Annotated in this window: 10 protein-coding genes; 6 read left to right on the plus strand and 4 right to left on the minus strand. The window is 69.5% G+C overall.

From position 1 onward, the window contains the following. Window positions 1–51: 51 nt before the first annotated feature. On the plus strand, window positions 52–1,164 hold the full coding sequence (locus ACFU99_RS21850) for a glycosyltransferase (RefSeq protein ID WP_384394457.1): 1,113 nt from the start codon (window positions 52–54) through the stop codon (window positions 1,162–1,164). Between the two features lie 534 nt (window positions 1,165–1,698). Here the strand turns inward: ACFU99_RS21850 and ACFU99_RS21855 are convergent. Further along, window positions 1,699–2,619 (minus strand): NADP-dependent oxidoreductase, encoded by a 921-nt coding sequence (locus ACFU99_RS21855; protein ID WP_384394459.1) that lies wholly within the window; start codon window positions 2,617–2,619, stop codon window positions 1,699–1,701. Between the two features lie 80 nt (window positions 2,620–2,699). Here ACFU99_RS21855 and ACFU99_RS21860 point away from each other — a divergent pair, with 80 nt between their 5' ends. Then, the gene (locus ACFU99_RS21860; RefSeq protein WP_384394460.1) at window positions 2,700–3,263 is read left to right on the plus strand and encodes a helix-turn-helix domain-containing protein; all 564 of its coding nucleotides are present in this window, start codon (window positions 2,700–2,702) and stop codon (window positions 3,261–3,263) included. 108 nt (window positions 3,264–3,371) lie between these two features. Here ACFU99_RS21860 and ACFU99_RS21865 read toward each other — a convergent pair whose 3' ends face one another. Together ACFU99_RS21865 and ACFU99_RS21870 are read right to left on the minus strand one after the other, a co-directional pair. Further along, on the minus strand, window positions 3,372–3,677 hold the full coding sequence (locus ACFU99_RS21865) for a helix-turn-helix domain-containing protein (RefSeq protein ID WP_384394462.1): 306 nt from the start codon (window positions 3,675–3,677) through the stop codon (window positions 3,372–3,374). Beyond that, window positions 3,674–3,934, minus strand: a complete 261-nt coding sequence (locus ACFU99_RS21870) for a hypothetical protein (RefSeq protein ID WP_384394463.1) — start codon at window positions 3,932–3,934, stop codon at window positions 3,674–3,676. The genes ACFU99_RS21865 and ACFU99_RS21870 overlap by 4 nt, the downstream gene beginning before the upstream one ends. A gap of 277 nt (window positions 3,935–4,211) precedes the next feature. Here ACFU99_RS21870 and ACFU99_RS21875 point away from each other — a divergent pair, with 277 nt between their 5' ends. From ACFU99_RS21875 to ACFU99_RS21885, 3 genes are all read left to right on the plus strand, one after another. Further along, window positions 4,212–4,625 (plus strand): VOC family protein, encoded by a 414-nt coding sequence (locus tag ACFU99_RS21875; RefSeq protein ID WP_384394465.1) that lies wholly within the window; start codon window positions 4,212–4,214, stop codon window positions 4,623–4,625. A 318-nt stretch (window positions 4,626–4,943) separates the two neighbouring features. Then, the gene (locus tag ACFU99_RS21880) at window positions 4,944–6,161 is read left to right on the plus strand and encodes a cytochrome P450 (RefSeq protein ID WP_384394467.1); all 1,218 of its coding nucleotides are present in this window, start codon (window positions 4,944–4,946) and stop codon (window positions 6,159–6,161) included. Window positions 6,162–6,213: 52 nt separating this feature from the next. Next, the gene (locus tag ACFU99_RS21885; RefSeq protein ID WP_384394469.1) at window positions 6,214–7,419 is read left to right on the plus strand and encodes an MFS transporter; all 1,206 of its coding nucleotides are present in this window, start codon (window positions 6,214–6,216) and stop codon (window positions 7,417–7,419) included. Between the two features lie 88 nt (window positions 7,420–7,507). Here ACFU99_RS21885 and ACFU99_RS21890 read toward each other — a convergent pair whose 3' ends face one another. After that, window positions 7,508–8,272 (minus strand): hypothetical protein, encoded by a 765-nt coding sequence (locus ACFU99_RS21890; RefSeq protein ID WP_384394470.1) that lies wholly within the window; start codon window positions 8,270–8,272, stop codon window positions 7,508–7,510. Window positions 8,273–8,696: 424 nt separating this feature from the next. Here ACFU99_RS21890 and ACFU99_RS21895 point away from each other — a divergent pair. Beyond that, the coding region (locus ACFU99_RS21895; RefSeq protein ID WP_384394471.1) for a MarR family winged helix-turn-helix transcriptional regulator at window positions 8,697–9,107 on the plus strand (411 nt) is incomplete at its 3' end.

Consider the following 9,107-nt stretch of genomic DNA (forward strand, 5'->3'; position numbering starts at 1 on the left):
GCGCCCCGTTCCACCCGCGTACCTGTACCGCATCGCTCCAGGAGCACCCGCATGCGATGGTTCCGCCCCGGACGACGCCCGGCACCCCGCGCCCACCGCGACGCGGGCCCGGCGGCCCCTCGCGTCCTCGCGCTGATCCCCGCCCACGACGAGGCCGAGCGCATCGCCTCCGCCATCGCGGCACTGCACCGCCAGGAATGCCCGCCGCAGCAGGTCGTCGTCGTGGCCGACAACTGCACGGACGGAACACCGGAGACCGCCCGGGCCAACGGGGCCACCGTCATCGCGTCGCAGAACAACCGGCACAAGAAGGCCGGCGCCCTCAACCAGGCCCTCGACCGGCTTCTGGCCGACCTGGCCGACACCGACATGGTCCTCGTCCAAGACGCCGACACCACACTCGGCCCTGCCTTCCTGGCCAGCGCCGTCGCCGCCATGGACGCCACGGTCGGGGCCGTCGGCGGCATCTTCTACGGCGAGCAGGGCGGCGGCCTGCTCGGGGCGCTTCAACGCATCGAATTCCACCGCTACGCCCGCGAAATATCCCGCCGGGAATACCGGGCCGACGTACTCACCGGCACCGCGACCCTCTTTCGCGTCGCGACCCTGCGCGAAGTGCGGCAAGCCCGCCGGGAGGCGCTCATCGGCGGCGGCACCTCCTACTACTCCCTCGCCTCCCTCACCGAGGACGACGAGATCACCAAAGCCGTACGGACGCTGGGCTACCGCACTGTCTCCCCACCCGGCTGCAAAGTCGTCACCGAGGTCATGACCAGCCTGCCCAAGCTCTGGCACCAGCGCCTGCGATGGCAGCGCGGCGCCCTGGAGAACCTGCGCGACTACGGCTGGACACGGGTCACCGCCCCGTACATCATCCGCCAGGGCTTCATGGGCCTGTCCGTTCTCTTCCTGGCCCTCTACCTCGTCTTCACCGGCTGGATGCTGGCCCGGGGGAAGCCGGAATTCGCTCCCTTCTGGATCGCCGTCGGCCTGCTCTTCGTCGTGGAAAAGGTGGTCACCGCGCACGGCGCCGGGTGGAAGTCCCAGCTGCTGGCCGGCACGCTCGCCGTCGAGCTGGCCTATGACATTTTCCAGCACGCCGTCTACGTCCGCTCCCTGTGGGACATGACCCGCCGCAGGGAGGAACACTGGCGCGCCACCTGAGGCCCGCCGCGGCTCACCGTTCATCGTCCGCCACTGTCATCGAGGGGCGAAGCTCGCGTGTACGGAGGACTGCCACCAGCCGGGGCGCTGGGTGTCGGCGGGGCGTCAGCGCTCTCGATGAAGGGCCTCGCGCGGCCCGGTTCCGGCTTCCAGGCCCTGGCCACCGTGGTCGCGGCGACCACACTCGTCATGGCGGGAGCCTCCCTCGGCAAACTCCTGCCGTCCCGGAGCCGTATCGTCCACGCGCTCACCTCCCCACAGCCGCCTCGTCGAGACCACCCTGTTCCTGGGCCCGACGCTGTTGAATGAAGCCCGGTGGCGAGGCAGACATGGGGGAGGACAACCATGGACGACCGGGTCGCTGGTGGGCTGGGGAATGCGGTTCGGTGTGGTGCCGTTCGGGGCGAAGGGTTATAGAGAAAGGGTTATAGAGAACGGACGGGAGATCAGGTAGTCGTCGCCGGTCCGGCTAGGGCCGAATTACGGAATCGGCTTGACTGTTGACCTTGGTCGCTCATTCCCCCCTCTGCCGGTTCATAGTGCGATCACGATTTTGCCGTGAACGTGCCTCTCGGCCTGTGTCGTCACGGCTTCGCGAATCTGCTCGACCGGGAAAGTCGCCGCGATCGGCACCGTGATCGCGGCGGAATGGATCGCGTCGGAGATCCGTTGCAGGGCGCCCGGAGCCGCGTCGAAGGCGCCCGTCTTGTGTACACCGGGCGGTGGGGCGGGGCCGTCGGCTACGACGGAGATTCGCTCGGGTGCCACGCCGAGCTTGAGTGCGGTTTCGGCCGCCTCCCTTCCGAACAGGTCGGTTGCGGCGGTGATCCCTTCGGGCGCCAGGGCCCGGACCCGGTCGGCCAGGCCGGGGCCGTACGCCACAGGTTCGGCGCCGAGTTCGCGCAGGAATCCGAATGTGCCTTCGGAGGCGGTGCCGAGGACTCGGGCGCCCGCGAGCTTGGCCAGTTGCACGGCGAAGATGCCCACGCCGCCGGCCGCCCCGCCGATCAGGACGGTGTCCCCGGCGCGGAGCCCGGTCGCGGCGAGCGCGGCGGAGGCCGTCAGGCCGGAGACCGGAAGTGTGGCCGCCACCTCGTCGCCGATGCCCTCCGGGGTCGGCCACAGGTGTGCCCCGGGTGTCTTGACCAGTACGAAGTCGGCGATGGATCGGCCGATCGCCGCCCCGTACACCCGGTCGCCGGTCGCGAATCCGGTGGCTTCGGCGCCCGCCTCGTCCACCACGCCGGCGAATTCGCTGCCGAACCCGGCGGGCAGGGTGATGCCGAACCGTGCCGCCATGTCGGGCTGTGTGGTGATCTGCCAGTCCATCGGATTCAGCCCGGCGGCGGTGACCCGGACGCGGACCTCGTCCGGTGCGGGGTGCGGTTCGGGTATCTCGTGCAGTTCGAGTACTTCGGGACCGCCGAATCGCCGGTAGCGGACAGCTCTGCTCATCGTGACCTCCTGGCCAGTGATGGGACTTGGTCTCATGGACCCTACATCAGTGATGGGACCAAGTCCCGTACACTGCTCCCATGGCTCGCTGGCAACCCGACGCACCAGGACGACTCGCCGTCGCCGCCCTCGACCTCTTCGAGGAGCGCGGCTACGAGCACACGACCGTGATCGAGATCGCGGAGCGCGCGGGGCTCACCAAGAGCACGTTCTTCCGGTACTTCCCGGACAAGCGCGAGGTGCTCTTCGGCAGGGGCACGGTGTCCGGTCTGCTCGTCGAAGGGATCGCCTCGGCGCCGCCTACGGCCGGGCCGCTCGACGCGGTGGCGGACGCCCTCGACGCGCTCGGCCGGACGTTCTTCACCGACGACCGCCGCGAGTTCAGCGGCCGGCGCCAGGCCGTGCTGAACGCCAATGCGGAACTACGTGAACGCGAGGCACTGAAGAGGATCGACCTCACCGCCTCGATGATCGAGGCCCTCGGCCGCCGCGGAGTCCCGAGCCTTACCGCGCGCGTGGCCGCGAACCTGGGCGCGCTCGCCTGGGAGATCGCCTACGACCAGTGGATCGACACCGGCAACAGCGAGGGCTTCGGCCCGCTGGCACGGCAAGCGCTCGCCGAAGTACGCGCGGAAGCGGCCTGAAGACGCTGAGGCGCGTTACCGGCCCACCTGGAGGCTGCGGTAGTCGCTGGGCGGTATGCCCGTTGCGGCACGGAATGTGCGGCTGAACTCGGCCGGGTGAGGGAAACCTCACCGGGCGGCGATGGCCTGAACGGTGACGTGGCTCAGGCCGGGGCCGGCCAGGTCCCGTCGGCAGCGGTCCATCCGTCGGAGTCTGAGGTAGGCGCTGGGGGTTGTGCCGTGGATCTGGAAGATCCGCTGGAGGTAGCGCGACGAGATCTGGTGGGCCGATGCGATCGCGGCGGGCTTCAGGTCCGCATCGTGCAGGTGCTGATCGATGAACGAGGTGATGCGCGGGAACAGGACGTGCTGCGCCGACCGCGGCGGGACGGGCGTCTCGCCGTCGAGTCGGTGGGCCGGCACAGCAGTGATCAAGTCGATCGCGGTGGTTCCCGTCGGACCGCGTCTCGCGCACTGAACTTCGCGTGTTCGTCGGCCAGCGAGGTCATGAACTGGGCGAGCAGTCGGCCGATGCCCTCCCTCCCCGGCAGGTTCACCGCCAGGAGCCCGTCGACCTGCGACTCGCGCAAGGGCAGCAGGCGCTTGGGGAACTGGAACAGCAGGGACTCGGCCGGGGTCGGGCCGGCTTCGACGGAGGCGTCGAACGGGGGCGAGCTGTCGTGGATCTCCATCTCGCCCGGACCGAGGCGGGCTCCGCTACGTTCAGTGCCTGATCCCTGGTTATGTGGTTCGTTCGCCGTCGCCCTGCGTGGTGCTCGCGCAGTGGCATCCCGTACGGTCTCCAACTCCTTCCGAGGATCGCTTGAGGAGGAAGTCCTGTCTGCGGCAATTCTTTGACACTCTCCATGATTCAGGGTGTAAGGGTGTAAGGGTGTAACGGATAAAAGGCGCCAGTCGTCTAGGGTGAGAAGTTACCGATCCCTGCCCTGTGACCGAAGGAAAGTCGCCATGTCCTCTCGTCTCAACCCTTACCTCAGCTTCGACGGTGACGCCCGGCGGGCGTTCGAGTTCTACAGAGAAGTCTTCGGCGGCACGCTCGCGCTCCACACGTTCGGCGAAAGCGGAATGCCCGACACGCCGGAGGCAGACAAGATCATGCACGCAATGCTGGAGACGCCCGGCGGCTACACGCTCATGGGCGCTGACACCCCTCCCGGCATGACGTACACGCCCGTCGGCGGTTTCTCGGTGAGTCTCAGCGGTGACGAAGACGAGGCGCTGCGCGGCTACTGGGAGAAGCTGTCGGCCGACGGCACCGTGGCCGTGCCGCTCGTCAAGCAGATGTGGGGTGACGTCTTCGGAATGTGCACGGACCAGTTCGGCGTCCCGTGGATGGTGAACATCGTCCAGACGCAGGGCTGATGCCGATCCGAAGCTTCGGTATCTGCGCTACCTCCCTTTCGCGCGAGTGAGGCCTCCGGCCAACGCCGGAGGGCCTCCGTGTTCTGCGGGACTGCCGGCTCATGCGGCCGACGCCGGCCCGGTCGACGTGGACATGCCGGGCCGGGCCAGGCCGGACCGTGCCAGGCCGGACCGGACCGTGCCAGGCCGGACCGTGCCAGGCCCGAGGCGAGGGGAAACGCTGACCCTCGCGGACGAAATATCGCGACGGCATCCCATCCCCTCGGGTTCTCACCTATGGTGACTGTTCCAGCGGCGAAGGCGTGGACTGGAGGAAGCATGGCTCTCACCGATCTGCCCGATGTAGATGTCCTGAAAATCCCTCAGGATTTTCCTCCTGGGGAACTCTTCACTATTCCGCCGGTCCTGGCCGAATTACGGGACAACCGCCCGCTGTGCCCCGTACAGATGCCCAGCGGCAACCGGCTATGGCTGGTCACTCGTTACGCGGACGTACGTTTCGTGATGCACGACCCCCGGTTCTCCAGGAATCTGGTCTTTCCCGGCGCTCCCCGGATGGCGGGGGAGGACCTCACCTCGGTCGAGGGCTCGCTGTTCAATATGGAGGGGCCCGACCACACCCGCCTCCGCACCGTGCTCGCCTCCGCTTTCACCCGCCGCGCCGCCGACGGATGGCGTTCCACCACGCAGACGCACGCACATGATCTGATCGACCGCATCGAACGCTCGGGCTCGGAGGCGGATCTCGTCGCCGATTTCAGTGTGCCGCTCGTGGCGCGGATCGCCGGCGATCTGATGGGGATCACCCCGCAGGAGCACGAATGGACGCAGGACCGCATCCGGCGCCAGCTGGATCTGCTCGGCGGCCCGGAGCAGATCGCCGGGGCCACCGCCGATCTGGCGGAACTGGCCGGCCGCCTGGTGGACCGGAACGGGCGGCCGGACTCCGAGGCGACCGGGCTGGTGGCGACGCTGGCGCGCGCCGCGTGCGAGGAGTCGATCAGCCGTCAGGAGGCGGTGAGCACCACGGCCCTGCTGCTGATGAATGTGACAGATCCGCTCGTACCGCCGCTCACGGTGGGCATAATGACGCTTCTTCTCCACGGGGACCAACTGGCGCAGTGCAAGCGGGATCCGCAGCGCTGGCCGGAAGCGGTCAGGGAGGTGCTGCGCTACCACAACAACGGCATCACCAACTTCCCGCGAGTGGCACTGGAGGACGTCGACTGCCACGGCGGCCGGATCACCGCGGGCGAAGGCGTCATCACCTCCGCCCTCGCGGCGGCCCACGACCCCCGCGCGTTCATCGACCCCGGTGTCTTCGACATCGGCCGGAGCGAGAAGGGATCCGTCTTCTTCGGCGCGGGACCGCACTTCTGCCTCGGATCGGCGCTCGCCCTGTCCGTCCTGGCGACGGCGTACGCGGTGCTCTTCGAACGCCTCGACGGGCTGCGCCTCTCGGTCGAACCCCACGAGGTGAAACGAGCGGACGACGGTTTCTTCGCCTGCCCCGAGAACCTTCCGGTCACCTGGTGAAGGAGCGCCACGCCGCCGCACTCCGGCCCGAGCTACCTGTCCGGGGCCGCGTATGACCTCCACCGCGCGGGACGCGCGCCAGGACGCCGGCGGCCTCGTCACCCGCCCCGTTCTGCTGCTGATGGCCACCGCCACCGGGCTGTCGGTGGCCGGAAACTACTTCGCGCAGCCCCTCCTCGACATCATCGCCGAGCGGTTCACGATGAGTTCCGCCACCGCCGCGCTCGTCGTGACCACGAGCCAGATCGGCTACGTCTGCGGCCTGCTGCTGCTCGTACCCCTCGGCGACCTGCTGGAACGCCGTCGGCTGACGGTGATGCTGTGCGCCGCCACCGCCGTCGGCCTGGCCTGCGTCGCCGCCGCGCCGAACACCCTGGTGCTCTTCGCAGGGCTCGCCGTGACCGGCCTGTGTTCCGTCGGCGCGCAGGTCATGGTGCCCTTCGCCGCGACCATGGCGGCCCCCGAGGAACGCGGCCGGGCGGTGGGCACCGTCATGGCCGGGCTGCTGCTGGGCATCCTGCTCGCCAGGACGGCCGCGGGCAGCCTGGCGGAACTGGGCGGCTGGCGCACCGTCTACTGGGTCAACGCCACACTCATGATCACGATGGCGCTGCTGCTGCGGCGCGTCCTGCCGCGCTTCCCCGCCGCCGGGAGCACCCGCTATCTCGCCGTGTTCCGCTCGATGGGGCGCCTGTGGTCCCAGTATCCGGTGCTGCGCTGGCGGACTTTGACGGGCGCGTCGAGCTTCGCCGCGTTCACGGTGCTGTGGATCTCCCTGACGTTCCTCCTGTCCAGTCCGCCCTACGGCTGGTCGGCCCAGGCCATCGGCCTGCTGGGCCTCGCCGGAGCGGCGGGCGCGGCAGCGGCGTCGGTCGCGGGACGGCTGGCCGACCGCGGGCTCGTCCACACCGTCACCCTCGCCGGTACGGTCCTGCTGCTCGCTTCCTGGGCGCTTCTGGCGCCCGCGGCACATGGACTCGTCTGGCTGGTCGCCGGAATCCTGCTGCTGGACCTGGCCGTCCAGGCGGTGCACATCAGCAATCAGAACGTGGTCTACGCACTGGAACCGGAAGCCCGCAGCCGCCTGAACTCCCTCTACATGACCAGCTATTTTCTCGGCGGCGTCGCCGGTTCCGCGCTCACCTCCGTCGTCTGGGCCCACGCGGGCTGGAGTTGGGCCTGCGCGCTGGGCGCCGTCTTCAGCACCGTCACCCTCCTGTCCTGCCTGGCAGAACGTGTACTGCACCGCCGGAACTGACCGGCGCATGGTGCGTTCGGGGGCTATCGGCCGGGAGGCGGCGGGAAAAGACGACGGGCCGAGGCCGAGGCCGGTGGCTTCGGCTCCGTTACGGGGACGGGGACGGGGACGAGGTGGGGGTGGCGGTGGGGACGACGGCCTCATCCGCGCCGGTGTGCCCGAGTTGGCGGAGCAGATACGGCACTACGCCGCGTTCCAGCAGGGCTTGGCGCCATGCGTCGCGGGCCTCGGTCACCGCCGGGTCCAGGGCGGTGGCGTGGCCGGCGCGAGGGGCGGCGTCGGATGGGTGGTCGGATGAGGGGTCGGATGGGCGTACGGCGTAGTCCGCGGCGCGGTTGCGCATCGCGGACACGAGCACACCGGTCAGGCCGAGCACGGCGGCGAGCGCCGCGACGGCCGCCGAGACCCAGCCTGCGGTCACCAGCCCGTCCGCCAGCGGATAGCGGGCGTTGACGGCGTGCAGACCGTAGCCGAGGAGCAGGAACACGACCGCCGCCACGCCGCCCAGCGCGGGCGTGAGCACGGCCAGGGCTCCCAGCAGCCCGCGTCCCACGCTGTCGGATCCGGCGGGCTGCCCGGATGACGTGCGCAGGTGGACGTAATAGCGGTACTCCCCGATCGCCGTGGCCGCGATGGAGAATCGGGCCCGGAGCGCCCGGGCGCGCAGCCGTTCGGCGTCGATGTCCTCCTCGGTGTGCCGCAGAGCCTGGCGTATCCGTGAGGAGTCGAGCGCCTGGTCGAGTACCTGCTCGAAGTCGGGCCGGTCCTCCGCCTTCAGGCAGGCGGAGCGGTGTACGCGCACCGAGCCCGGTCGTCCCCCGCTGATCTCCGGTTGTTCGTCGAGACCGACCACGTCTTCTTCCTCGTTCCGTAAAGATTGCGTATTCCGGTGATGTCGCGCCCGAGCTGTGCCGGACCCCGGCCGCCCCTCCCCGGCACGGCCTCAAGGCCCACTATCGCTGAATTACCCACTTGCGCAACTGTTAAAGTATTGGTCATGGAGGCGGATGGCCAGACGCGACGAGAACCGGCCGCGTCCGCCCTGTCGTCGCCCGGCGGCGTGAGCGCCTCGCTGCCTTCTGATGTACGAGGCCGGCGGCGCCGGACAGCGAGGCTTCCTCCGCGTCTATCCGGCCGTGGCCGCTGACGTGTGGCGTCGCGTCCACGGGCTGTTGGCGCGTGTTGGTGCCTGGCGGTGAGGGCTTCTGCCGCCGCGGCTGCGAAAGTGACGAACCCGAAGACGCGGGCCGGGGCCGGGTGGGGTCGTTTCGGTGGGAATGGTCGACTGCTACGTTTTCCGGATGAGGAAAGGACCTGCCACGCGAGGCGTCGGGGCGGACGAGCCGCTGGGCTTTGTGATCGCTTCGGCGGGCAATGCGGCGGCTCTTGCGTTCGAGTCCGCCCTGGCCGCGGAGGATCTGCTTCCGCGGCACTTCGCCGTGCTGCGGGGGCTGCGTGACGGTGCGGAACATGCGCAGCAGCAGCTCGCCTCCTCATTGGGTATTCCGGCCAGTCGTCTGGTGGGGCTGCTGGGGCTGCTGATTGAGAGGGGCCTGGTGGAGCGGCGGGAGTCGCCGGATGACGCTCGGGTGAAGCTGGTCCGCCTGCGCGAGGAGGGTCGGCGGGAGTTGGAGAAGCTGATCCGGCTCGCGGGCGCCTCGGAAGAGCGGCTGACCGCGGGGCTGACG

The sequence above is a fragment of the Streptomyces sp. NPDC057654 genome (assembly GCF_042800135.1).
Lineage (GTDB): Bacteria > Actinomycetota > Actinomycetes > Streptomycetales > Streptomycetaceae > Streptomyces.

Excerpts from the sequence above, each read along its gene's own strand:
- ACFU99_RS21885 (WP_384394469.1), top strand. The coding sequence starts at position 6,214 with ATGACCTCCACCGCGCGGGACGCGCGCCAGGACGCCGGCGGCCTCGTC.
- ACFU99_RS21875 (WP_384394465.1), top strand. The coding sequence starts at position 4,212 with ATGTCCTCTCGTCTCAACCCTTACCTCAGCTTCGACGGTGACGCCCGG.
- ACFU99_RS21870 (WP_384394463.1), bottom strand. The coding sequence starts at position 3,934 with ATGGAGATCCACGACAGCTCGCCCCCGTTCGACGCCTCCGTCGAAGCC.
- ACFU99_RS21855 (WP_384394459.1), bottom strand. The coding sequence starts at position 2,619 with ATGAGCAGAGCTGTCCGCTACCGGCGATTCGGCGGTCCCGAAGTACTC.
- ACFU99_RS21880 (WP_384394467.1), top strand. The coding sequence starts at position 4,944 with ATGGCTCTCACCGATCTGCCCGATGTAGATGTCCTGAAAATCCCTCAG.
- ACFU99_RS21850 (WP_384394457.1), top strand. The coding sequence starts at position 52 with ATGCGATGGTTCCGCCCCGGACGACGCCCGGCACCCCGCGCCCACCGC.
- ACFU99_RS21860 (WP_384394460.1), top strand. The coding sequence starts at position 2,700 with ATGGCTCGCTGGCAACCCGACGCACCAGGACGACTCGCCGTCGCCGCC.